Genomic DNA, 23460 nt, shown 5'->3' with positions numbered 1-23460 from the left:
ATGAATAAATTAGATAAATATATAATTCTAAACTATGTAAAAAGTTTTATTTTAGGAATGATGATGTTTTTCTTAATATTTTTACTAGCTGAAAGTATTAGTCTTACAGGATGGATTATGGACGGAAAGCTTAAAGGACATGATGCCATAAGATATCTGAGATACGGAACACCTGAAATAATAACAAATACAGCTCCTCTTGGAGTTCTGCTTGGAAGTCTTCTGTGTATAAGCAAAATGGCAAAACAGCTGGAAATCGCAGCAATGAAAACAAGTGGAATCAGTTTCGCAAGAATAGCTTTATTTCCAATGATTTTTTCATTTCTTGTAAGTATGGGCGTATTTTGGTTAAATTACGACGCTTTAGGAAAATCAAATACTAAAAAAGAAAATTTAAAATCTTTAAAAATTGATAATAAGGAACCTGTCAAGGTGGAGAAAAAATTTATTTTTGTAAAAATTGATAAAAAAACAGTACTTTTTAGTGAACACGTAAATAAAAATACTGGGACCATGGAGCATATTGAAATACTGAAATTTGAAAAAGGCTTTAAGGAAATAAGCAAAATATACACTTCTCCTTTTGGAAAAATTAACCCAAAAACAAATGAATGGACTTTTAAAGACTTAAAGGAGTACGATGATAAAACTAATTTAATGAAACCTGCTGATACAAAAAAATTCAAATTTATTGCAAAAATGGAGGATGTACTGGCAAGTCCAGTCAAGGCAAAAAATTTGACAATGCCTGAATTACGTGAAAAGGTAGTTTATTTTACAAGAGTTGGAGCAGATTCCTTAAATTTAAGAATAGAATTTTATTATAGAATATCTTTTGCATTATCTTCATTCGTTATGTGTCTAATTGGACTTTCACTAGGAAGTAGGTATGTAAGAGGGGGAGCAGCTCTAAATATAGGATTATCTGTAATAATTGGTTATGCCTATTATGGTGTCAGCACGATTTTACGTTCAATGGCAGTATCTGGAGCAGTTCCAATTTATGCAGCTTGTTTTATTCCGTTAATTATATTTTTAATAGTTGGAATAAAATTATTTAGGGATTCTGAATATTAATAAATATTTTTGATTTTTATAAAATGAAAAAGAAGGGAATGGTATGATAGAAAAGATAAGGACAAATAGTGGAATAGAAGTTATTTTTGATAGGCTTGAAAGTATTTCTACCTGCTCAGTTGGAGTATTTGTAAAAACTGGTTCACGAGATGAAAGTGATACGGAGGAAGGAATCTCTCATGTACTAGAACATATGATATTTAAAGGGACTCCAACTAGAAATTATTTTGAAATTTCTGAAGAAATTGACTATCTTGGGGCAAATGTGAATGCACATACGACTAAAGAAGAAACAGTTTTTTATATAAATGCCTTAACACAGTTTCTGGGAAAATCTGTGGATATTTTGTTTGACATTGTTACAAATTCTACGATTAATGAAAAGGAACTGGAAAAAGAAAAAGATGTAATTGTGGAAGAAATTAAGATGTATAAGGATTCGCCAGATGATCTGGTATTTGAAATGAATTATGCTGACAGTATAAATGGGCAATATGGAAAGCCTATTATTGGGACAGAAGCCAGTGTAAAAGGCTTTACTGCTGATGAAATCAGAAAATACTACAAGGAAAGATACACAAAAGATAATATTTTAATTGTTGTTTCTGGAAATTTTGATAAAAATAAGATTATCCAGAAGATTAATCAATATTTTTCAAAATTAGGCGATAAAAAGACTAATAGACGTGACAAAATAGATTTTTCATTTAATGCTGGAAAGAAAATAGTCACAAAGGACATAAACCAGGTTAATATTTGTATTTCTCATCAAAATGAAGACTACAACAGCAAAAATAAAATATATACAGATATTTTAGCAAATATAATTGGTGGTTCAATGAGTTCCAGACTTTTTCAGGAAATCCGTGAGAAAAATGGACTTGCCTATTCTGTTTACACATATAATCAATATTATTTATCAGGAGGCTTGACATCAACATATATTGGAACGAATCTGGAAAATTATGAAAAGGCAATAGAAATAACGCTTTCAGAGTTTAAAAAGTTACGTGAAAATGGAGTAACAGAGGATGAACTTCAGAAGGCAAAAAATAAATATATGAGCAGAATTGCTTTTGCAATGGAAAATCCACGTTCGAGAATGGGAATTTTGGGAAATTATTATATTAGAAAAAATGAAATTTTAGATACTGAAAAAATGAAAAATGAAGTTAATGACGTAAAAATTGAGGATGTAAATACTTTTGCAAAAACGAAATATTTAGCAGAAAATATAACAGTTTTGGGAAATATTAATAAATAAAGTAAAAAAATTTTATAATTTAAAAAATAAAAATAGGAATTTAGGAGTATAAAATGTTTCAAAACCAAAGATTGAATGATATGAGAAATAATATCCGTCGGATAGATAAAATGATATTACTGATTGTGTATGCTCTTGTAATGATAAGTACAATATTTGTATATAGTGCGACAAGACAGGGCGGGATGGTTGTAAAAAATATGCTGTGGATTGGGATAGGAACAGTGTTAGTATTTTTAATAGCAGCAGTTGATTATAAAAATGTAAAATATTTCATTCGACATATTTACGGTATATGTGTTATTTTGCTTTTACTTGTACGATTTGCAGGGAAAAAGACTCTTGGAGCACAGCGTTGGATTGCACTAGGGCCGTTTCAACTGCAGCCGTCGGAGTTTGTAAAGATAGCGATTGTTATAATTATTGCTTATTGGATTGTAAACAAGTACAAAAGTGGAATTAATAATTTAAATGACATTATTGGGGCAGTTTTGCCAGTAACTCCACTTATTTTGCTAATCCTTATCCAGCCTGATTTGGGAACAACTTTGATAACAGTTTCAGCATTTCTGTTTATGATTTTTCTATATGGCGCAAACATGAAGCCAATTTGGATAATAGGGATAGTCCTAATGTTATCAGTTTATCCAATTTACAAGTTTGTACTAAGTGATTATCAGAGAACACGTGTGGAGACATTTTTACATCCTGAAACAGATAGAAAAGGAAGCGGATGGCATGTAATACAGTCTAAAATATCAGTTGGAGCTGGAGGATTTTTAGGAAAAGGAGTTCTGCAAGGAAGCCAAAGTAGGCTGGAATTTCTGCCTGAGGCACAGACCGATTTTATTTTCTCAGTATTGTCTGAAGAACTGGGATTTGTAGGTTCCTCATTAGTTTTGCTTCTATATTTTGCATTAATTTTTGAAATAATGAGGATATCACGAATCGTACAGGATGATTTTGGTCGCCTCATATTATACGGTATAGCGGGCGTTATCTTTATGCACGTAATTGTAAACGTAGGAATGACAATTGGACTTGTTCCGGTTACAGGGAAACCATTGTTATTTATGAGTTATGGTGGAAGCTCGTTTCTAGCTTCATTTATAATGATAGGGATAGTTGAAAGTATAAAAATTCATAATAATTAAGAAATGAGGAAATTCTTGGAGAAAAAGGAAGTTATTGTAAATTCTGAGATGGAAGGAATGCGGCTTGACAGATATTTAAGAAAAAATTTTAAGGAAGAGTCGCTTAGTAGGATTTTTGGAGCGATAAGGTCTGGAGATATTAAAATTAATGGAAAAAAATCAAAAGAGAATTATCGTCTTTTGCTAAATGATAAAATTATAATTAGAAATTTATCTTCAGGAAATATTGGAAAAACAGGAAACAGTGTGAATATAGCCAAGGAGAAAAATTTAAAAATTTTAGAAAGTGATCTAGAAAAATATAAAAAAATGGTTATTTTTGAAAATGACGATTTTTTTATTGTGAATAAAAAGGAAAATATTCCGATGCATAAAGGAACAGGGCACAAATATGGACTTGCTGAAGTTTTTAAGGAAATTTATAAAAGTGAAAATATTAATTTTGCGAATAGACTGGATTTTGAAACATCGGGTCTTGTTATTGGTTGTAAAACTTTAAAGTTTCTTAGATATATTTCTCAAAAAATTAGAGATAATGAAGTTCATAAAAAATATTTTGCAATTGTTCATAATAGAAACGTAACTGAACATCCTAAGTTTAAAGAAAAAAATCTTAATTTGAAAGATTTTAAAATTGAAAATTATTTGACAACAATGGAAAATAAAGTTATTGTCTCTGAAAAGCATATTTTAGGAGAGTCTAAAAAAAGTATCACTTATTTTAAGCAGATAAATCTTGATAAATTAGAAAATTCAAAAAAGATATTAAAATTACTAGAAAAAAATAATAAAAATATTTTACTTTTAGATATTGAACTGATTACTGGAAGAAAACATCAGATAAGAGCTCAACTTGCTCACGAAGGTCTTTTTATAGTGGGTGATAAGAAGTATGGTATAAAAGATGGAAGTAGCAGATTTTTTCTTTGCTGTTATTCACTTTCTTTTGACAACTATAATTTTTCGATTATAGACAAAGTATTTTTTTAAAAGTATTTTTATCAAAGAAAAATCTAATATAAATATAGTATCATATAGGGTATTGTAACACCTGTTATTTTAATTTAAAAATATAAAATTCTTGAGAGGTGAAGAAAATGGGTTTATTTTCAAGTAGAAAATCAAAAAATAAATATGTAACACTTACATCCAAATCAAAATTGACAGTTGATATTGTAGATGACAATAAGTGGAAAAAATGTAATCAATGTAATGAGATTATTTATAACGAGGATCTGAAAAATAATTTAAATGTATGTCCAAAATGTGGAAATTATTTTAGGCTTACAGCTTTTGAAAGAATTGAGCTTCTAATTGACGAGGAGACTTTTATGGAAAGAGATATGACACTTAATTCAAAAGATGTACTGAACTTTCCTGGATATGAGGAAAAATTAGAAACTTCACGTGAGAAAAGTCGTATGTTAGATGGTGTAATTAGTGGAGTCGGAAAAATAAATGGGATAGAAGTTAGTATTGCCGCAATGGAATTCAGTTTTATGGGTGGAAGCATGGGTTCAGTTGTTGGAGAAAAGATTACAAGGGCATTGGAACGAGGGCTTAAAAGAAAAATACCAGTTGTAGTAGTTTCAAGCTCTGGTGGTGCAAGAATGCAGGAAGGAATCTTGTCACTTATGCAAATGGCAAAGACTTCAGGGGCAGTAAAAAGATTGAATGAAGCAGGAATTCCATTTATTTCTGTGCCTGTTGATCCGACTACAGGTGGAGTGACAGCTTCTTTTGCGATGCTTGGAGATGTTATCATAACAGAGCCAAATGCTTTTATCGCTTTCGCAGGACCTAGAGTTATTGAGCAGACTGTAAATCAGAAATTGCCAAAAGGGTTTCAAAGGGCAGAATTTTTGCTAGAACACGGAATGATTGATATAATTTCAGAAAGAAAAGACTTAAAAACAACGATTTATAGAGTATTGGAAAAATTAGTGTAAACTTTAAAATTTTTCAAACGAAAGGATAAAAATATGAGTATAAAAGATGAAATTAAAGAATTGGAAGATAATATAGCCGAATTAAAAAGATTTTCAGCTGAAAGAAACATTGATTTTTCTGCTCAAATAACAGAACTTGAAAAAAAACTCGAAGATAAATATAGAGATTTTGAGGAAAATGAAATGGATGCCTGGAATAGAATTCAAATTTCAAGAAATCCTCAGAGACCATATACTTTGGATTATATAAAGGAATTGACGCAGGATTTTATAGAACTTCACGGTGATAGGCTTTCAAAGGATGATAATGCCATTGTAGGAGGGCTTGCAACAATTGATGGTTATAAAATAATGATAATAGGGCAGCAAAAAGGAAGAGACATTGAATCAAATATTTTTAGAAATTTTGGTATGGCGAGTCCTGAAGGGTATAGAAAGGCTCTTAGATTAATGAGAATGGCAGAACGTTTTAAATTACCAATTCTGACATTAATTGATACAGCTGGAGCGTATCCTGGAATAGAAGCCGAAGAAAAAGGTCAAGGAGAGGCTATTGCTAAAAATTTAGCAGAAATGTTTGGATTCCGTGTACCAATTGTGTCTGTTGTTATTGGAGAAGGAGGAAGTGGAGGAGCATTAGGAATTGGTGTGGCAGACTCAATTTTAATGTTTGAAAATAGTGTATATTCTGTTATTTCTCCGGAGGGATGCGCCTCAATTCTTTTTAATGATTCAACGAAAGCTGCAGAAGCTGCAAAAAGTTTAAAAATGGATGCGATTAGTCTAAAAAGTCTCGGGATAATAGATGAAATTATAAAAGAACCTTTAGGAGGAGCTCATAGAAATTTTAGAGAAACAGCGCAAAATTTAAAAGAAATGGTTGTGAAGGAATTTAAACGGATTGATAAATTTTCACTAAGAGAGTTGCTTAAAAGAAGATATGATAAATATAGAAAAATTGGGGAATTTTTTGAGGAATAAAAACTGCTTAAAATGCATAAATTGATTAAGAATAATTTGATATCTAACTTAGGAGGTCTAATGAAAATAAAGGATATGTTTGAACAGAAAGAGCATCTAATTTCCTTTGAAATTTTTCCACCAAACAAAAATTTTTCTGAAGAAAAATTAAAAAATGTTACAGCTGAACTTGTAGAATATAAACCAGATTTTATAAGCGTTACGTATGGTGCTGGTGGGAAAACTAAAGGTGGAACTATTGAAATGGCATCATATATAAAAAATAATCTAAAAACTGAGGTTCTGGCTCATTTAACTTGCGTAGGAAGTAAAAAAAGTGAAATTAATGATTACCTCCAGGAAGCAAAAAATCATAATGTAAAAAATATATTAGCTTTACGTGGAGATGTACCAGTTGGGGAAACAGAAGAGATTTATAACAAAGGAGATTATAAGTATGCTTCTGAATTAATTAGGGATTTGAGAAAAAATAGAGAATTTCATGATTTTTCAATTGGGGGAGCATTTTATCCTGAAACACATTATGAAAATAATGATTTAGTGGACTTGTTCCATTTAAAAAATAAAGTTGAGGCTGGAACAGATTTTTTGACTTCCCAAATGTTCTTTGATAACAATATTTTTATAAAATTTAAGGAACAAGCTGAAAAGCTGGATATAAAAGTTCCTTTAGTTGCTGGGATTATGCCAGTTACAAATGCAAAACAGATAAAAAGGATTATAGAGTTGTCAAAATGTTCTGTTCCTAAAAAATTGGATAAACTATTAGAAAAATATGGAGATAATCTAGAGTCAATGAAAAAAGCTGGAATAATGTATGCGAGCGAACAGATTATAGAATTGCTAGCTTACGGAATTAAAGGAATTCATATTTATACAATGAACAAGCCTGAAATTGCAAGAGAAATTATGAAAAATATTGAATTTGCAAGATAAATTTTAAAATATATAAAATAGGAGGTAGCAATATGTCTATTAAAAAAGTTTTAACAATCGCAGGTTCGGATACGAGTGGAGGAGCTGGAATACAAGCAGATTTGAAGACATTTCAGGAAAGAGGCGTTTATGGAATGAATGCTCTTACGGTTATTGTTACAATGGATCCTAGAAATAGCTGGGCTCACAAAGTTTTTCCAATTGAATTGGATGTTATAAAAGAGCAAGTTGATACTGTTGTAAACGGAATTGGAGTAGATGCATTAAAGACAGGGATGCTTCCGACAGTAGAAATCATAGAGTATGTAGGCTCTATTTTGAAGAATCTGAAAAATCCTATTGTGATAGATCCTGTCATGGTATGTAAAGTCAGCAGCGGCTCTACTGAAAATCTTTTCCCAGAAAATGTAATTGCCATGAAAAATCATTTATTGCCTTATGCAACTGTTGTTACTCCAAACTTATTTGAAGCCGCACAGTTAGCTGGAATGGAAAAAATTGATATGCTTGAGGAAGCGAAGGAAGCAGCTAAAAAAATATGTGACTTAGGTGCAAAAAATGTTGTTATAAAAGGAAGAAAATTTTTCGCTGGAGAAAAATCAATTGATTTCTTATACGATGGAAAAGATTTTGAATTTTTTGAATCTGAAAAAATTGATACAGAATGGAATCATGGTGCAGGATGTACTTTTTCTGCCTCAATCACAGCAGAACTAGCAAAAGGTTCGACAGTAAGCGAAGCAGTTGCGACTACAAAAAAATTAATTACAGAAGGACTGAAACAATCCTTTAAATTGAATGATTATACAGGACCTTTGAATCATAAGGCATTTGCTTTAAAATAATAAGTAATAAAAATATATTTTTTAAAAAGTATTCTCTTTGGAGTAGGTGTTTAAGAGGATACTTTTTTTGTAAAATTTTAACTTATCATAAATTGCAATATTAAATGCAACATTTTTTTATCTGAAAATCAAATAGGAGAATATAAATAATGGAAAAAATTAGTCTTGAAGAATTGGAAAATTTGATGTGGAAAAAATATAAAAAACAAATAAGTTTTCAACAATTACAAAAGGAATTTTTAAAAAATGATGATGAAAGAATAGAGTATATAAAAACAGAGTTGGAAAAAGCATATAATGAAAAAAATGGAGACAGCGTATATATTTTATGCAAATTAACAAAAGAAGAATGGCATGGAAAACACGAAGATATAGTGTTTTATCTCCAGCAACTAGAATTACCTTCTACAATAGACTGTATATACGAACTGGCAGTTTCAAATTTTGAAAAATATAGTTGGGATGATAATTTTGCATTAGTGAGAAAATGCTGTTTTGCTTTGGGAGATATTAATACTCCTAAGGTGAAAGAAAAGCTGGAATCACTGTTGCAGAGTGATGAAGAAATGATAAGGAAACATGCAATGGAGCAGTTGGAAAGATATAATTTTTCAGATTAAGCAAATAATAAAAATTAGAGTGGAAATGAGGAATATATGTGAATGTTTTAATTGATGAACAAAAGTTCAAAGAAAATTATGAAATTTTATCTGATTATAAATTTGATTTTGAAATGGAAAAAAGATGTATAGATTACATTAAAAATAAAAAGGGAAATCAGTTATCCTGTATGAGAACATTATCATCAGAGTATAAAGTACTTGCTTCAAAAAAATTATTGATAGAAAATAATTTAAATTCTTTTAGGTTAAACTGTCATATTTCAGAAAAATTAAAAATTTTAGGAACTTCTAAAGAATCAAAACTTTATAAGGCTAGCTATAGTTTATTTGGATTAATTATGTCAAATAATAAAGAATGGATAAGTTTTTTAAAAAATAATTTAAACTATATAACTTCAAATGATTTTAATTCAAAAGAGAACACCTATATAAAATCAAAAGATTTACATCGAAATTCTTTTTTATCAAAAACAACTATTTTAGCACTATTAGGAGATTTTGAAGAAGTAGAAAAAAGAAGCAAAAAATATTTGGAAGAACCATTAACTAAAAGTTATTATGCATATACAAAATATGATTTTATGTTTTTTGAGGCATTAGTAAATAAAAATTCAGAAAAAATGAAACGAGCAATATATAAATTATTAGAACCTAAAATAGCTAAAAAAATTCTTTTTGATACGGATATTAATTATAGTTTTTATTTGAATATTTATGTATTAATGTATTCTAAAATAGCATTATTACATGGATTTGACTTAGGAATTAACGATAAAACGGCTCCTAAAAATTTAATTGATAATACCTCACTACAAAGTTATGAAGAACCATACGATTTTATGAAAAAAATAGATTTGGTAACATTGACACCTGAAAAATGGAAAGAATGGACAGAAAATTACTCAATAATTGTGCCGGTTACTTAATTTAAATATTAAAATACAAATTATCATATAGAAAAATATAAATAAATTATTTTCACAATTGATTTTATTACAATTTTTTGATAAAATATACAAGTATAATTTGATTTGATAAACAAATAAATTTATGATAAAATCAGTTTATGAAATAATTAAAAATTGATATGTTTCACTTAAATTCTTGATTCGATTAAGTTTGGTGAAATATTAGATATATTTAGAAAAATTTTGGAGGTAAAATTAACATGAGTTTGTTAGAATTGAAAAACGTAAAATCTGAAGTAGAGGGAAAGGAAATCTTAAAAGGACTGAACTTGACTATAAATAAAGGAGAAGTTCATGTAATTATGGGGCCTAATGGAGCTGGAAAATCTACGCTTGCAAGTATTCTTGTGGGACATCCAAAACACGAATTAGTTGATGGAGAAATTATTTTGGATGGAGAGAATATTAATGAAGATGCTGTTGATGAAAGAGCTAAAAAAGGAATTTTCCTATCATTTCAATATCCTGAAGAAATACCAGGGCTTACTGTGGAGGACTTTTTGAGAACGGCAAAAGAGGCTGTTACTGGGGAAAAGCAGTATTTAATGCAATTTCATAATGAATTAGTGGAAAAAATGGAAAAACTTCACATTAATCCTGAATATGCAGATAGACATTTGAATGTTGGATTTTCTGGTGGAGAAAAGAAAAAGAATGAAATTTTACAGATGGCAGTTTTAGAGCCAAAATTGGCTATTCTAGATGAAACTGATTCTGGACTTGATATTGACGCTACAAAAGTTGTATTTGAAGGTGTTCAAAAATTAAAGACTAAAGATACAGCTTTACTTATAATTACACACTATGATAAAGTGCTTGATTATTTAAAGCCTGATTTTGTTCATATTTTGATGAATGGAAAAATTGTTAAGACAGGTGGGCAAGAATTAGTTGAAAGCATTGAAAAAGATGGTTATGCTAAAATGAAGGAAGAATTAGGATTATAATTAATACAGAATAGAAAGTGTGGGAATAATGGAAAATAGAAAAAAAACATATGTTGCAGATATTGAACGTGGTGTCTATGATATAAAAGACGAAGGACATTATAAATATAAGGCTGAAAAGGGACTTACTCCTGAAATTATCAAAAAAATTTCAGAAAGAAAAAATGAGCCTGAATGGATGAGAGAATTTAGATTAAAGGCATTAGAAGTTTACAATTCAAAACCTATGACTGACTGGGGTCCAGATTTATCAGATCTTGATGTAAATGATATTGTGCATTATTTAGAACCTGATTCGGCACCTATGAATGAAAACTGGGATGATGTACCAAGCTATATAAGAGATACATTTGACAGACTTGGAATTCCTGAGGCTGAAAAGCAGTCACTTGCAGGAGTAGGAGCACAATATGATTCGGAAGTAGTTTATCACAGCATTCATAAAGAATTGAAAGAACAAGGTGTAATTTATACAGATATTGAAACTGCTATGGTAGAATATGAAGATATGCTAAAGGAATATTTTATGACATTAATTACAGTTAATGATCATAAATTTGCGGCATTACATGGAGCAGTATGGTCTGGAGGATCATTTATCTACGTTCCAAAAGGAGTAAAGGTAAATATGCCTTTACAATCATACTTTAGATTGAATGCACCTGAAGCAGGGCAATTTGAGCATACGCTTATTATTGTAGATGAAGGAGCTGATTTGCACTATATCGAGGGATGTTCTGCTCCAAAATATCAAAAAAATGCATTGCATGCAGGAGCGGTTGAATTATTTGTAAGAAAAGGGGCAAGATTAAGATATTCAACAATTGAAAACTGGTCAAGAAATATGTACAATCTTAATACAAAAAGAGCAATAGTGGAAGATGATGGAGTAGTTGAGTGGATTTCTGGATCATTTGGATCAAGAGTTTCGATGCTTTACCCAATGAGTATTCTAAAAGGTGATCGTTCAAGATGTGAATTTACAGGAGTTACATTTGCAGCAGCTGGACAATATTTGGATACAGGATGTAAAATTATTCATCAAGGAAAACAGACAAGTTCGACAGTTCATTCAAAATCAATTTCTAAAAATGGAGGAACAGCATTTTATAGAGGGCTTTTAAAAGTATTGCCAGAAGCAACTGGAGCAAGATCAACTGTAGAATGTGAATCATTAATGCTGGATAATGAATCAACTTCAGACACTATACCAATAATTGATATAAATAATGATAGCGTTGATATTGGACATGAAGCAAAAATCGGAAGAATAAGCGACGAAGCAATATTTTATCTTATGTCAAGAGGTATAAGCGAAGATGAAGCAAAGGCGATGATTGTAAGAGGATTTGTTGAGCCAATTTCTAAGGAGCTTCCGCTTGAATATGCTGTAGAGCTTAATAAATTGATAGAGCTGGAGCTGGAAGGAACAATCGGATAAACAGGCAAAATTCAAATTGCTGAAAAATGGAAGGAGCAAAAATGTTAGAAAAATCAAGCATACAAAATCTTGAAAATAGTGAATACAGACTGAAAAAGTTTGAACAATATAAAAAGCTTGAAAAAGTTAATTGGACAAGAGTAGGCTATCAATACGAAGAGCCTGAAACATTTAAGAAATTTAATAATCTAGAAATAAAGCATGGAAATCAAGAAGGAGTTGCTATAAAAAATATTAGCGATTCAGTAGATGAGCTGGAAAGATTAAAAAATGATAATGAATATGGACTAGGAGACTTTTTTAAGACACAGAATCTTGCTTTTTGTAATGAAGGGAAGTATCTAAAAATTGCTGAAAGAAAAAAAATTGAAAAGCCAATTTACTTAAATTATCGTGCAAATAAAGAAAATAATTTTCTAGTTGACTACAATGTTATTGAAGTGGAAGATTTTGCAAAAGTTACGGTAATTATTACTTATGATTCAGAAGACGACACACCAGTTTATCACAATGGAATTATAAAAGTGTTCACTGGGAGAAATGCAGAAGTAAAAATTATAAAAATACAAACTTTAAATACAAAAAGTTCTAATTTTGAGTCATCAAAAATTGAAACTTTGGGTCAAGGAAAAACTCAATATTACAGCGTTGAACTAGGTGGAAAGATTAATGCGATAAGCCATAAATCTTATCTTGAGGAAGATTCATCAGAAGTTTATGTATGGCCTGCATACCTTGCTGATGAGGATAGAAAGCTGGACTTGGAATATTCTGTAGTTTTCCGTGGACGTAGAACGATTGGGGAACTTCAAGGAAGAGGGGCTGTAAAAGATGAAGCTAAAAAAGTATTTCGTGGAAACCTTTACTTTAAGCAAGGTTCGAGCAAGTCTGAAGGGCGTGAAGGAGAATTTGCTATCTTATTAAATGATAAAATAAAGGCTGACTCTATTCCAACGCTATTTTGTAGTGAAGATGATGTTATCGGAGAACACGCTGCTTCTGTCGGAAAAGTTGATGAATCAAAATTATTTTACCTAATGAGCCGTGGACTTTCTGAAGGAAGAGCAAAAAAATTAATAGTAGAATCTTCATTCCGTCCAATAATGGATAACATTGATGATGAAAAATTAAGAGAAAAATTATTTGAAGAGCTGGAAAGAAGAATCTAAAAGAATAGAATATGAATTTGAAAAAATACCCACTAAGTGATATAATTTTTGTATTGCTTGTGGGTAAAATTGTATAGGGAGGTAAAAATGGACTACAGAAAAGAATTTCCAATATTTAAGAACAGAAATAATCACTATCTTGATACAGCGGCAACTTCACAAAAGCCTAAAAGAGTGCTGGATAAAATTATGGAATACTATGAGAAATATAATGGTAATCCAGGGCGTGGTTCGCATACTTTATCCATGGAAGCCTCAAACTTGATGGCAAATGCACGTAAAACTGTACAGAAGTTTATTAATGCAAAATACCCTGAAGAAGTTATTTTTACAAAAAGTACGACAGAATCAATTAATTTAATCGCCTATTCTTACGGAATGGAATTTATAAACGAAAATGATGAAATAATTCTAGGAATTTCAAATCATCACGCAAACATTGTCCCTTGGCAGTTTGTTGCTAAAAAGAAAAATGCTAAGATAAAATTTGTTTATCTTACCGAAAATGGGCAATTTGATATTGAAGATTTTAAAAACAAATTGTCAGATAAAACAAAACTTGTAGCTATTTCCGCTGTGGTAAATGTTACAGGAGTTATTCAGCCAATAAAGGAAATTATTGAAATTGCACGAAATAAAAATAAAAATATACGCATTCTTGTGGATGCTGCACAATCTATGCTGCATTTTAAACACGATGTTCAAAAATTGGATGCAGATTTTCTTGTATTTTCAGGACATAAATTATTTACACCAATGGGAATTGGAGTTATGTACGGAAAAAAGGATATTCTTGATAAAATGCCACCTTTCTTATACGGCGGAGATATGATTGAATTTGTAACAGAACAGGAATCAACGTTTGCACCACTTCCAAATAAATTTGAAGGCGGGACTCAGAATGTGGAAGGAGCAGTAACTCTGGAAGAAGCAATTAATTTTATCGAAGAAATAAGTTATGAGAAAATTAATGAAATTGAAAATTCTCTTACGGAAATTGCTTTAGAAAAATTGAAAAAGCTAGATTTTGTAGAAACATATTTTACAAAAGATGTTCAACGTGCTGGAATTATTGCTTTTAATGTAAAAAATGTGCATTCTCATGATGTGGCATTTATACTTGACTCGTATAATGTGGCAGTCCGTTCAGGACATCATTGTGCACAGCCTTTAATGAAGTATTTAGGAGTTCCTTCGTGCTGCCGTGCAAGTTTTAGTATTTACAACAATGAAGAGGATATTGATAAACTGATAGAAGGGCTTTTAAAAGTGAAGGAAGTTTTTGAATTATAGGAAAAATAAATAAAAAGAGAAAAATTTGAAAAGGAGGTTTATTATGAATTTAGAAAAAATATACCAGCAGACAATACTGGAATACAGCAGACGTAAGGAACTAAACCGTGAAATTGAAAATCCGACATTTGCAGAACGTGGGCATAATCCAAACTGTGGAGATGACTTGACGCTTGAAATAAAAACTGATGAAAACGGAGTAATAACAGATGCCGCTTTTATTGGAAGCGGATGTGCCATTTCAACGGCTTCTATGGCTATGCTGATTGACTTGGTAAAAGGGAAGACAATGGAAGAAGCAAAGGAAAAAGTAAATTTGTTTTTCAAAATGATGAAGCAGGAAGAAAAATTAACAAGAGAAGAAAGTAAAAAATTAGGAGATGCTGTTCTTATGGAATATGTGGCTCAAATGCCTGCAAGAGTAAAATGTGCGACACTTAGCTGGCATTCATTAAAAGTAATTGTGGATAAGAGTGAAAAGTAGTATAATAATATAAAAAAGCTGTATCATGATATTTATGAAACAGCTAATTTTTTTGTTAAATATTCCAGTTCTTGTTAAAATCAATTTCAAAGTCTCCAGATTCACTTATTTTATTTGAAGCATTTATGATAAATTCTTCTAAAATATTGTATCCAAAGTCAAAATGGGGATTGAATATATTTTTAGAGAAATTTTTTACACTGTCTTTATAATGAAAATCCAAAAGTTTCCAAAAATCAAGACTTGATATTTCAAGATTTCCAGTGATACTGTATTTTCCAGAAGCTATAAACTGGTCTGAATTATGATTGAAGTTTTCCGTCTGGATATTTTTCACAATTTGTTCGGATGTAGAATTTTTTGAATCAATAGATTCGGATTTTATATATGAATTATCTAATATTGATGTTTCAGTTAAATCATTTCTTGTATTTGAAAGATTTTCAAGTTCAGGATTGTTTATTGATAATATTAAGTTTTCAAAATTTTGTGGCAAATTTTCATAAGGAACGTTTGGAACATCGGTTGTAATCATCAAAAATCCTGCATTTCGTTCTTTTGACAATTTTAGTAATGTTTCATATTGTTCTGGTTTTGCAGAGTGAACCACATGGACAATACGGCTTGCATTTTCAGGATTATTTTCAAAATTGTAAGTTCTTGGAGTCCAATGATTGATGTAGTTATTTGCAGATACTTCACTCGTTAGCCATAAATCAGAATATTTGGACATTTCATCCGTTATTGTTCCTCCAGGATTTGCGACTATGATTGAGTCGGGATACTTATTTTTTATATAATTATATATTTGTGCCATATAATCAATTTCTAATGGATTTGTACCTGATGAAACTTCATCAAGGAAAATTCCAGAAATATTATCAGAGCCATAAAAATGTATATATTTGTCAATTTCAAAACATACTTTTTTGATACTTTTAGTATATTCATTTGTAGTTACATATCCAAGATTTTTAATTCCAAGCTCCTTGTTTTTTTTAATTTGAACAACATAGTCATAATCAGCCTTGTCAGAAGGACCATTTGCAGGATTGATAATGACATAAGGAATTGTTGCTTCATTTTCTGCAAAGTCATTATCTATAATGTGATTATTTTTTTTATCATCATCCTTGTTGCTTTTATGAAAACCATCTGTATAGCCAAAATCCACTTTAAATTCGTTTTCATTTTTTAAATTATTTTTTATAATATCATAAATTTCATCTGTATTTTCCCAAAGAGAATCGGTATTATTCTCAAAATTTTCCTTCATTACTATCTCCTTTCATTATAAAATTCTCCTTTTAACCAATAGAAATTTGGGAAATTTAGTTATTAATTTTAAAGAATATTACCATATATATTAGCATTTTTTTTTTATAATTACAAGGAAAATTTTTTCTAGAAATATAACAAGTGTAATTTAAATAATTAAATCATAAAATTAACTTGATTTTTTCTAATTTCAAGTTAAAATTTAATATAGGATAGAATTCGTTAAAAATAGAAATGTATAGGGAGGAAATGTTATGAGAATATATGACAGCAATAACATTAGAAACATTGGTATTTTAGGACATAGTGGTTCTGGAAAAAGTAATATGGTGGAAGGTCTTGAATTTACAGCAGGACTTGCCAGCCGTATTACAGGTAATGAAAATGATACTAAAATTACAAGTTCTCTCAGCCTTCATGCCATAGAATATCAGGGGACAAAATATAATTTTGTAGATATTCCAGGCTATAGTGATTTTTTTGGAGAAGTTGAATCTGGACTTGCGGCAGTTGACGGAGCTATTATTATTGTTGACGGGACTACTGATTTAACAGTTGGGACAGAAACGGCTCTTGAGCTTACAGACAGTAGAAATATTCCACGATTTATTTTTGTAAATAAAATTGACAATGAAAAAGCTGATTATGAAAAGATTCTTTCACAGTTGAGAGAAAAATACGGTAAAAGAATCGCTCCATTTCATGTACCTTGGGGACGAGGAGACGAATTTCGTGGGCATATTAATGTAATTGATATGTTTGCAAGGGAATTTGATAAAAACAAAAATGAATGTGCAACTGTGAAAATGCCCGCTGATATGGATGATGAAATAAATTCAATTCGTGAAATGCTTTTGGAAGCGGTAGCCGAAACAGATGAAGAATTAATGGATAAATATTTTAATGGGATTGAATTTACAACAGCTGAAATTCATCGTGGACTTAGACAGGGAGTGCTTGACTGTTCTGTAATTCCTGTTATTTGCGGTGCGACTCTAAAAAATATTGGACTTCACACAACTTTTGACATGGTAAAGGATTTCTTGCCATCACCTAATGACAATAAAAAAATTGAGCCTCAAAAAAATACATTTACATGCCAAATTTTTAAAACTACAATTGATTCTTTCTTAGGAAAAGTTTCATACGCAAAAGTTTATTCTGGTGAAGTTAAGCAAGATAGCGAAGTTTTTAATATAAATAGAAAATCAAAAGAAAGAATTGGAAAAATTTACACATTCGTTATGAATAAAATGGAAGAAGTTCAAAAGGGAATCGCTGGAGATATTGTTGTATTTTCAAAATTTAACAGTACAAAAACTTCTGATACATTGTCAACTAATGAAAAAGAAACTGCCATAAAGGAAATAACTTTTCCAAAACCACAATTATTCGTGGCAATAGAGCCTTTAAACAAAAATGATGATGAAAAAATGTCTTCTGGACTTAATCGTCTAATGGAAGAAGATCCATCTTTCACTTGGCATAGAAACCTTGAAACAGGGCAGACAGTGTTAGGAGTACAAGGAGAACTTCATTCTGCTACAGTTATTGAAAAATTAAAAGCAAAATTCGGAATAACAATAAAAACTGTAGAATTAAAAGTTCCGTACAGGGAAACAATTAAAGGTACTTCTGATGTTCAGGGAAAACATAAGAAACAGTCTGGGGGACATGGACAATATGGAGATGTATTAATTAAATTTTCATATGTCGACGATGAAGATTTTGTCTTTGAAGAAACAATTACAGGAGGAAGCGTTCCAAAATCATATATTCCAGCGGTAGAAAAAGGATTAAGGGAATCTCTTAAGGAAGGGGTGCTGGCAGGTTATCCTGTAACTAACATAAAAGCAGTTTTATACGACGGATCATATCACGATGTTGATTCTTCTGAACTGGCCTTTAAAATTGCAGCAAACTTGGCCTTCAAGAAAGGAATGCTTGAGGCAAAACCTATATTGCTCGAACCAATTATGGAGCTTACAATCATTGTTCCAGAAGAATACATTGGAGATATAATAGGAGATATTAACAAAAAACGTGGAAAAGTAATGGGAATGGAGGCTCACAAAGGAACAAAACAAAAAATTACTGCTGAAGCTCCAATGTCAGAAACATTCAAATACGCTAATGAATTAAAAGCTATCACACAAGGACGCGGATATTTTGAAATGAAACTTGTAAGATACGAAGAATTAATGGGAGATTTGGCACAAAAAGTAATTGAAAGCAGAAAAAATAGAAATTAACTAAAATTTTTTCAGAAAAAGAGAGAAATTTAACAATGTATTTTTCTCTTTTTTTGAATATCAAACTACTAAATTATCAATACGAAAAGGAGAAAAAATGGGATTAATTTTTGTTACTGGCGGAGCAAAAAGCGGGAAAAGCAAGTTCGCAGAAGAAACGCTGCTAAAATTAAATAATGGAAAACAGGAAAATATATATTTAGCAACTTCAATTGTCTTTGATGAGGAAATGAAGGAAAAGGTGAGACTACACAAAGAAAGACGTGAAAACAATTGGATTACCGTCGAAACTTACAAAAATTTTGAAATTTCATTAAATCATTTTTTTAAAAATAATAATGAAACACAGCACAACATGCTTGTAGACTGCCTTACAAATATGATTACTAATATAATTTTTGAAGAAAGAGATATTGACTGGGATAATTTTGATAAAAATTTATATGTTCAAATTGTGGAAAAATTAAATAAAAATGTGGAAAATTCGGTAAATGAACTTCTTAAAGTCAGTCAAAATTTTGAAAATGTAATAATTGTATCAAATGAACTGGGAATGGGGCTTGTTCCAAGTTATCCTCTTGGAAGGTATTTTCGTGAAATTGCTGGAAAAATGAATCAGATTGTTGCAGAAAAGGCAGATGAGGTATATTTTGTAGTTTCTGGAATTCCAATGAAAATAAAATAATTTAATAATAGGCGGGATTTTATAAAGGAGAATTTCCATATGAAAAAAACAAAAACAGATTTACAAATAAAAAAAGATAAAATTAGAAAAGAAATTCTGGCAAAAAGGAATATTCTTTCTGATAAAGACATCAATAAAAAAAGTGATTTAATTATAAAAAATTTGACTTCATATATTGAGAATGTTCAAAATATAATGATTTTTATGGATATGAAAACTGAAGTCAAAATCACAAAGCTACTAGAACTTCATCCCAAAAAAAATTTTTTTATTTCTAAAATTACAAATAGCAAAAATAGAGAAATGAAAATTAATAAATATAATAAAAATGAACTTATTTTACACAAATTTGGATATTATGAATCTTCTTCCAACGATTTTTATGATGAAGAAATATTGGATGTTGTCATCGTTCCTGCTCTTGCCTTTGATTCTAAGAAAAATCGGATTGGGTTTGGTGGAGGATATTATGACACTTTTTTGGAAAAAGTCAGAAAGAAAAATAATAAAGCTCTATTTATTGGAGTTTGTTATGATTTTCAGATAATTGATGAAGTGCCTGTGGAGGAACATGATATAATTTTAGATTGTGTTGTAAGTGAGAAAAAAGTGCTGAAATAGCTAATAAAAATAGTTATAGAATCCTAAATCGCGATTTGAAACTTTATTTACATAAAAAAATAAAATTTTTGGATAAATATGTGAAAAATTTATCAGAAAATTTGAAAAAATAAGAAAAAATACCAAAAATTTCAAAATTTTGACAATAATTTTTTTTTGTGCTAGAATTTTATCATATTAAGAAAATCGTTATAAACGAAGGAGGAAACGAGTATGAAGATGGAAAAAATTTTTAAAATATCATTGACGATATTTTTATTAATTCTAGCTGTTGCTTGTGGAAAGAATGAAGGCAGAACTTCAGATGGAAAGAAAAAGTACATTATTGCAGTAGACCTGATTTATCCACCATTTTCCTATAAGGAAAATAATCAGAATATGGGAATTGATGTAGAACTGATAAAAGCGATTGCAAAAGAAGAAGGATTTGAAGTAGAAATCAAGCCAATGGATTTTGGTGGAATTATTCCAGCTATACAGTCAGGACAGCTTGATGGAGCGATTGCAGGTGCTAACATTACAGAAGATAGAAAAAAGGTGGTAGATTTTTCAGAGCCATATTATGATGCTGGATTGGTTGCAGTTGTAAATAAAAATAATAAAGCTATTAAGACAGCGAAAGATCTGGAAGGAAAGAGACTTGTTGTAAAAAATGGTACAGCTGGGGCAAGATACGCTGAAGAAAATTTAAAGGGAAAAGCTCAAGTAAGAGTATATGAAGATACAACATCAATGCTAAAGGCAGTAGAAAACAATCAAGCAGACGCTGCATTTGAAGATTATCCAGTAATTGCCTATACCTTAAAAATCACTCCAGATGCAAAATTAAAAATAGGAACAGAAAAATTAACAAATGATAAAAATGGTTTTATGGTTAAGAAAGGGACAAACAAAGAATTACTAGGAAAGTTCAACAAAGGATTGAAGGCGTTAAAAGAAAATGGAGAGTATCAGAAAATAATTAATAAATACACAAAATAAAATTTAAAATTTGGAGGAAGATTGTTATGAAATCTAAAATATTAAAAATAATTATGTTAATGACGGTATTAATGTTAGTGATTGCCTGTGGAAATAAATCAGCAAATGGCAAGAAAAAATATACAATAGGAATAGATACAAGCTTTCCGCCATTTGAATATAAAAAAGATGGCAAATATACTGGAATTGATATAGAATTAGTAGAAGCAATTGGAAAATTAGAAGGATTTGAAGTGGAATTTAAGCCAATGGATTTTGGAGGTTTAATTCCAGCGTTGCAGTCAGGACAGCTTGACGGAGTAATTGCAGGAGCAAGCATTACTGAAGAAAGAAAGAAAAGTGTAGATTTTTCTGATCCATATTATGAATCAGGACTTGTTGCATTAGTTAATAAAAGTAATAGTGGGATTAAAACTGTAAAGGATCTAGAAGGGAAAAAATTAGCTGTAAAAAATGGTACAGCTGGAGCAAAATATGCTGAAGATAATTTAAAAGGAAAAGCAAATATAAGAGTATTTGAAGATTCAGCTTCGACATTAAAGGCAGTTGAAAATAATCAGGCAGATGCTGCATTTGAGGATTATCCAGTAATTGCCTATACAATAAAAGTAAATCCAAATTTAAATGTCAAAATAGGAACAGAAAAATTGACGAGCAATGAATATGGATTTATGGTTAAAAAAGGTGAAAATAAGGAACTATTAGAAAAATTTAATAAAGGATTGAAAACATTAAAGGAAAATGGAGAATATCAAAAAATAGTGGATAAATATACAAAATAATAAAGGAAAAAAGCAATGAAGCTCTTTTACAATGTTAAATATAAAGTTTTGGAGCTAATTTGCTTTTTTAAATTAGAAACTTGGATTTTAGAAAGGAAAAAATATGTTTGACTATTTAAAGACGTATATTGAAATATTAATGGAATACAAAATTGAATTTCTAATTGGGCTGGGGACAACACTTCTAATTGCAGTAATATCGTTGTTTTTTGCTGTATTAATTGGTATTAGTGTGGGATATATAAATTTTGTACCTACGAAAAAGAAGAATTTTACTTTTTATTTGATTAAGACTTTACAATGGATTGGAAAGGAATATATTGACTTGATAAGGGGGACGCCGCTTCTAGTACAAGCGATATTCTTTTATTTCGGAGTTGTACCAATTATAAATAAAGGGATTCTGGGTGGACAGCAAATGTCTCCTGAAATTGCTGGAATTATCATAATAAGTTTGAATGCTGGTGCATTTTTGGCTGAAATCTTCAGAGGAGGAATACAGGCAATTGATACAGGACAGATGGAGGCTGCCAGAAGTTTGGGACTATCCTTTGGAAAAGCAATGAGAAAAGTTATTTTGCCGCAGGCAATAAAAAATATGATACCTGCGATTCTGAATCAGTTCATTACATCGCTAAAAGATACCTCATTACTAATGGTTATAGGAGTTGCTGATTTGATGGGAAAAGGCCAGATTGCATTTAAAACAAATTATAAGACATTTGAAACAATGCTAATTATTGCATTGATTTATTATCTTGTAATCAAGATTTTGTCAACTTTATTTAAGAAAATAGAAGGGAAGCTAAAAGTATGATAAAAATAAAAAACTTAAAAAAACAATTTGGAAATAATGTTGTCTTGAAAGATATAAGTGTAAATATAGAAAAAGGAGAAGTTGTAAGTGTAATTGGGCCTTCTGGGTCAGGAAAAAGTACATTTTTAAGATGTATAAATGGACTTGAGGAATTTGATGGAGGGCATATCTTTGTGGATAATGAGGATATGGCTGATAAAAATTTGAATATTGACAAATTAAGGGAAAAAATAGGAATGGTGTTTCAGTCATTTAATTTGTTTCCACATTTAACAGTATTGGAAAATATTATTTTAGCTCCAGTCACACTAAAAAAAATTAACAAGGAAGAAGCAAAAATTAAGGCAAAAGAACTGCTAAGAAAAGTAGGTTTGGAAGAAAAGGCAGATTTTTATCCTTCAAGCCTATCTGGAGGACAAAAACAAAGAGTTGCAATAGCAAGAGCTTTAGCAATGAATCCAGAAGCAATATTGTTTGACGAGCCAACTTCTGCTCTAGATCCTGAAATGGTGGGAGAAGTGCTACAGGTAATGAAATCACTCGCAAAAGATGGAATGACAATGATAGTCGTAACACATGAAATGGGATTTGCAAGGGAAGTGTGCGACAGAGTAATTTTTATGGCTGATGGAGAAATCGTAGAGCAAGGAAGTCCAAAAGACGTATTTTTAAATCCACAACATGAAAGAACTCAAAATTTTTTGAAAGTATTATAGATATTTAGAAAGTAAAATAACTATATTTAGAAAAAATTTTTTACCTAAATCTATACAAATTAAAATATTATAAATAAAAAATTTATAGTTTTTTTATTTATTTAAGATTTTTAAAAAACGCAGTTATTTTTTCTAGGAAAATTTTGGTTCTCAAAGAAATAATATTGTTAGATAAGTTAATTTTTGATTAAATAAAA

General features: G+C 30.2%; 23 protein-coding genes. 22 read left to right on the top strand and 1 reads right to left on the bottom strand.

Going from position 1 to position 23460, the window contains the following annotated elements:
• The 15 genes from HMPREF1552_RS08250 to sufU all read left to right on the top strand — a co-directional run bounded on the left by HMPREF1552_RS08250 (position 1) and on the right by sufU (position 15131).
• Positions 1 to 1077 carry an LptF/LptG family permease gene (locus HMPREF1552_RS08250; RefSeq protein WP_021744704.1) on the top strand — a complete coding sequence of 359 codons (1077 nt, stop codon included), beginning with the start codon at positions 1 to 3 and terminating at the stop codon, positions 1075 to 1077.
• Positions 1078 to 1120: 43 nt separating this feature from the next.
• Positions 1121 to 2341, top strand: coding sequence for a pitrilysin family protein (locus HMPREF1552_RS08245; protein WP_021744703.1), 1221 nt, complete (start codon positions 1121 to 1123; stop codon positions 2339 to 2341).
• 53 nt (positions 2342 to 2394) lie between these two features.
• Positions 2395 to 3495, top strand: coding sequence for a rod shape-determining protein RodA (gene rodA, locus HMPREF1552_RS08240; RefSeq protein WP_021744702.1), 1101 nt, complete (start codon positions 2395 to 2397; stop codon positions 3493 to 3495).
• 15 nt (positions 3496 to 3510) lie between these two features.
• Positions 3511 to 4485, top strand: a complete 975-nt coding sequence (locus HMPREF1552_RS08235; RefSeq protein ID WP_051311997.1) for an RluA family pseudouridine synthase — start codon at positions 3511 to 3513, stop codon at positions 4483 to 4485.
• A gap of 107 nt (positions 4486 to 4592) precedes the next feature.
• Positions 4593 to 5444 carry an acetyl-CoA carboxylase, carboxyltransferase subunit beta gene (accD, locus tag HMPREF1552_RS08230; RefSeq protein ID WP_021744700.1) on the top strand — a complete coding sequence of 284 codons (852 nt, stop codon included), beginning with the start codon at positions 4593 to 4595 and terminating at the stop codon, positions 5442 to 5444.
• A 33-nt stretch (positions 5445 to 5477) separates the two neighbouring features.
• Positions 5478 to 6425: an acetyl-CoA carboxylase carboxyltransferase subunit alpha gene (locus tag HMPREF1552_RS08225; RefSeq protein ID WP_021744699.1), complete on the top strand. Its 948-nt coding sequence runs from the start codon at positions 5478 to 5480 to the stop codon at positions 6423 to 6425.
• 60 nt (positions 6426 to 6485) lie between these two features.
• Entirely contained in the window at positions 6486 to 7361 is an 876-nt protein-coding gene (metF, locus tag HMPREF1552_RS08220; protein WP_039901456.1) for a methylenetetrahydrofolate reductase [NAD(P)H], read from the top strand.
• A gap of 32 nt (positions 7362 to 7393) precedes the next feature.
• Positions 7394 to 8206 (top strand): pyridoxine/pyridoxal/pyridoxamine kinase, encoded by an 813-nt coding sequence (pdxK, locus tag HMPREF1552_RS08215; protein ID WP_021744697.1) that lies wholly within the window; start codon positions 7394 to 7396, stop codon positions 8204 to 8206.
• 149 nt (positions 8207 to 8355) lie between these two features.
• On the top strand, positions 8356 to 8826 hold the full coding sequence (locus tag HMPREF1552_RS08210) for a HEAT repeat domain-containing protein (protein ID WP_021744696.1): 471 nt from the start codon (positions 8356 to 8358) through the stop codon (positions 8824 to 8826).
• Between the two features lie 38 nt (positions 8827 to 8864).
• A complete protein-coding gene (locus tag HMPREF1552_RS08205) occupies positions 8865 to 9755 on the top strand; it encodes an immunity 49 family protein (RefSeq protein ID WP_021744695.1) in 891 nt (296 codons plus the stop codon).
• Positions 9756 to 9997: 242 nt separating this feature from the next.
• The gene (gene sufC / locus HMPREF1552_RS08200) at positions 9998 to 10744 is read left to right on the top strand and encodes a Fe-S cluster assembly ATPase SufC (RefSeq protein ID WP_021744694.1); all 747 of its coding nucleotides are present in this window, start codon (positions 9998 to 10000) and stop codon (positions 10742 to 10744) included.
• A 28-nt stretch (positions 10745 to 10772) separates the two neighbouring features.
• Complete coding sequence (gene sufB / locus HMPREF1552_RS08195; protein WP_021744693.1) at positions 10773 to 12185, top strand: Fe-S cluster assembly protein SufB; 1413 nt, start codon at positions 10773 to 10775, stop codon at positions 12183 to 12185.
• Positions 12186 to 12226: 41 nt separating this feature from the next.
• Entirely contained in the window at positions 12227 to 13354 is a 1128-nt protein-coding gene (gene sufD / locus HMPREF1552_RS08190) for a Fe-S cluster assembly protein SufD (protein WP_039901454.1), read from the top strand.
• An 87-nt stretch (positions 13355 to 13441) separates the two neighbouring features.
• Positions 13442 to 14647 (top strand): cysteine desulfurase, encoded by a 1206-nt coding sequence (locus HMPREF1552_RS08185; protein ID WP_021744691.1) that lies wholly within the window; start codon positions 13442 to 13444, stop codon positions 14645 to 14647.
• A gap of 43 nt (positions 14648 to 14690) precedes the next feature.
• On the top strand, positions 14691 to 15131 hold the full coding sequence (sufU, locus tag HMPREF1552_RS08180) for a Fe-S cluster assembly sulfur transfer protein SufU (protein ID WP_021744690.1): 441 nt from the start codon (positions 14691 to 14693) through the stop codon (positions 15129 to 15131).
• A gap of 55 nt (positions 15132 to 15186) precedes the next feature.
• Here the strand turns inward: sufU and HMPREF1552_RS08175 are convergent, their stop codons facing one another.
• A complete protein-coding gene (locus HMPREF1552_RS08175; protein ID WP_021744689.1) occupies positions 15187 to 16407 on the bottom strand; it encodes a spherulation-specific family 4 protein in 1221 nt (406 codons plus the stop codon).
• Positions 16408 to 16663: 256 nt separating this feature from the next.
• Between HMPREF1552_RS08175 and HMPREF1552_RS08170 the strand changes: the two genes are divergently transcribed.
• From HMPREF1552_RS08170 to HMPREF1552_RS08140, 7 genes are all read left to right on the top strand, one after another.
• The gene (locus HMPREF1552_RS08170; RefSeq protein ID WP_021744688.1) at positions 16664 to 18661 is read left to right on the top strand and encodes an elongation factor G; all 1998 of its coding nucleotides are present in this window, start codon (positions 16664 to 16666) and stop codon (positions 18659 to 18661) included.
• A 97-nt stretch (positions 18662 to 18758) separates the two neighbouring features.
• On the top strand, positions 18759 to 19346 hold the full coding sequence (gene cobU / locus HMPREF1552_RS08165) for a bifunctional adenosylcobinamide kinase/adenosylcobinamide-phosphate guanylyltransferase (RefSeq protein WP_021744687.1): 588 nt from the start codon (positions 18759 to 18761) through the stop codon (positions 19344 to 19346).
• Positions 19347 to 19385: 39 nt separating this feature from the next.
• Complete coding sequence (locus tag HMPREF1552_RS08160; RefSeq protein WP_021744686.1) at positions 19386 to 19967, top strand: 5-formyltetrahydrofolate cyclo-ligase; 582 nt, start codon at positions 19386 to 19388, stop codon at positions 19965 to 19967.
• Positions 19968 to 20180: 213 nt separating this feature from the next.
• Positions 20181 to 20948, top strand: a complete 768-nt coding sequence (locus HMPREF1552_RS08155) for a transporter substrate-binding domain-containing protein (RefSeq protein ID WP_021744684.1) — start codon at positions 20181 to 20183, stop codon at positions 20946 to 20948.
• 26 nt (positions 20949 to 20974) lie between these two features.
• Positions 20975 to 21730, top strand: coding sequence for a transporter substrate-binding domain-containing protein (locus HMPREF1552_RS08150; RefSeq protein ID WP_021744683.1), 756 nt, complete (start codon positions 20975 to 20977; stop codon positions 21728 to 21730).
• Positions 21731 to 21833: 103 nt separating this feature from the next.
• Positions 21834 to 22547, top strand: a complete 714-nt coding sequence (locus HMPREF1552_RS08145) for an amino acid ABC transporter permease (protein WP_021744682.1) — start codon at positions 21834 to 21836, stop codon at positions 22545 to 22547.
• Positions 22544 to 23263, top strand: coding sequence for an amino acid ABC transporter ATP-binding protein (locus HMPREF1552_RS08140; protein WP_021744681.1), 720 nt, complete (start codon positions 22544 to 22546; stop codon positions 23261 to 23263). Before HMPREF1552_RS08145 ends, HMPREF1552_RS08140 begins: the two co-directional genes overlap by 4 nt.
• The last annotated feature ends 197 nt before the right edge of the window (positions 23264 to 23460 follow it).

Origin of the sequence: Leptotrichia sp. oral taxon 879 str. F0557 (assembly GCF_000469385.1) — a bacterium.
GTDB lineage: Bacteria > Fusobacteriota > Fusobacteriia > Fusobacteriales > Leptotrichiaceae > Leptotrichia > Leptotrichia mesophila.
Note: the sequence above shows the minus strand (reverse complement) of the source record. Positions and strands in the feature narration are given on the sequence as shown.

What these genes read in the sequence shown, in the direction of transcription:
- cobU (WP_021744687.1), top strand. Translation starts at nt 18,759, where the DNA reads ATGGGATTAATTTTTGTTACTGGCGGAGCAAAAAGCGGGAAAAGCAAG.
- HMPREF1552_RS08225 (WP_021744699.1), top strand. Translation starts at nt 5,478, where the DNA reads ATGAGTATAAAAGATGAAATTAAAGAATTGGAAGATAATATAGCCGAA.
- HMPREF1552_RS08155 (WP_021744684.1), top strand. Translation starts at nt 20,181, where the DNA reads ATGAAGATGGAAAAAATTTTTAAAATATCATTGACGATATTTTTATTA.
- HMPREF1552_RS08145 (WP_021744682.1), top strand. Translation starts at nt 21,834, where the DNA reads ATGTTTGACTATTTAAAGACGTATATTGAAATATTAATGGAATACAAA.
- rodA (WP_021744702.1), top strand. Translation starts at nt 2,395, where the DNA reads ATGTTTCAAAACCAAAGATTGAATGATATGAGAAATAATATCCGTCGG.
- HMPREF1552_RS08175 (WP_021744689.1), bottom strand. Translation starts at nt 16,407, where the DNA reads ATGAAGGAAAATTTTGAGAATAATACCGATTCTCTTTGGGAAAATACA.
- HMPREF1552_RS08250 (WP_021744704.1), top strand. Translation starts at nt 1, where the DNA reads ATGAATAAATTAGATAAATATATAATTCTAAACTATGTAAAAAGTTTT.
- metF (WP_039901456.1), top strand. Translation starts at nt 6,486, where the DNA reads ATGAAAATAAAGGATATGTTTGAACAGAAAGAGCATCTAATTTCCTTT.
- HMPREF1552_RS08140 (WP_021744681.1), top strand. Translation starts at nt 22,544, where the DNA reads ATGATAAAAATAAAAAACTTAAAAAAACAATTTGGAAATAATGTTGTC.
- sufD (WP_039901454.1), top strand. Translation starts at nt 12,227, where the DNA reads ATGTTAGAAAAATCAAGCATACAAAATCTTGAAAATAGTGAATACAGA.
- sufU (WP_021744690.1), top strand. Translation starts at nt 14,691, where the DNA reads ATGAATTTAGAAAAAATATACCAGCAGACAATACTGGAATACAGCAGA.
- pdxK (WP_021744697.1), top strand. Translation starts at nt 7,394, where the DNA reads ATGTCTATTAAAAAAGTTTTAACAATCGCAGGTTCGGATACGAGTGGA.
- accD (WP_021744700.1), top strand. Translation starts at nt 4,593, where the DNA reads ATGGGTTTATTTTCAAGTAGAAAATCAAAAAATAAATATGTAACACTT.
- HMPREF1552_RS08210 (WP_021744696.1), top strand. Translation starts at nt 8,356, where the DNA reads ATGGAAAAAATTAGTCTTGAAGAATTGGAAAATTTGATGTGGAAAAAA.
- HMPREF1552_RS08185 (WP_021744691.1), top strand. Translation starts at nt 13,442, where the DNA reads ATGGACTACAGAAAAGAATTTCCAATATTTAAGAACAGAAATAATCAC.
- sufC (WP_021744694.1), top strand. Translation starts at nt 9,998, where the DNA reads ATGAGTTTGTTAGAATTGAAAAACGTAAAATCTGAAGTAGAGGGAAAG.
- HMPREF1552_RS08170 (WP_021744688.1), top strand. Translation starts at nt 16,664, where the DNA reads ATGAGAATATATGACAGCAATAACATTAGAAACATTGGTATTTTAGGA.
- HMPREF1552_RS08160 (WP_021744686.1), top strand. Translation starts at nt 19,386, where the DNA reads ATGAAAAAAACAAAAACAGATTTACAAATAAAAAAAGATAAAATTAGA.
- HMPREF1552_RS08245 (WP_021744703.1), top strand. Translation starts at nt 1,121, where the DNA reads ATGATAGAAAAGATAAGGACAAATAGTGGAATAGAAGTTATTTTTGAT.
- HMPREF1552_RS08150 (WP_021744683.1), top strand. Translation starts at nt 20,975, where the DNA reads ATGAAATCTAAAATATTAAAAATAATTATGTTAATGACGGTATTAATG.
- sufB (WP_021744693.1), top strand. Translation starts at nt 10,773, where the DNA reads ATGGAAAATAGAAAAAAAACATATGTTGCAGATATTGAACGTGGTGTC.